Origin of the sequence: Sodalis-like endosymbiont of Proechinophthirus fluctus (assembly GCF_001602625.1) — a bacterium.
Lineage (GTDB): Bacteria > Pseudomonadota > Gammaproteobacteria > Enterobacterales > Enterobacteriaceae.
In genome coordinates, this window is record NZ_LECR01000039.1 from 58,313 (window position 1) to 58,643 (window position 331).

Annotated in this window: 1 protein-coding gene; it reads right to left on the bottom strand. The window is 56.8% G+C overall.

The features are described 5' to 3' along the window. The coding region (locus BG74_RS04275; protein WP_204376308.1) for a hypothetical protein at positions 1-331 on the bottom strand (331 nt) is incomplete at both ends.

The window sequence follows — 331 nt, forward strand, 5'->3', positions numbered from 1 at the left end:
ATCCCGCATCGTTGCCATTACGTCCACCGGCGGCATTGCCGGCCTCGAGCGAGGCATTATTTTCACCTTGCGCACCGTTGATATCGTCATCTTGGTTTTCCACTGCCATATTGAATGGGCTAGTAGCCCTCCCTACCGCGTCTGATGCTAAAGCAGCGGGGAGGAGGGGTGCCCGATCGTCGACGCTGATTTTACGGTTCAGTGTGCGATGCCGGCGACGCGGCTGGGCCTGAATAGGTTTATCTTCCTCGCTGGCGGTGTTGTCATCTGTCGCTATTTCGGCCGGCAGCGCTTTAAATTCCTTCTCGGCAACCTGCGCTTTTGGTTCCTG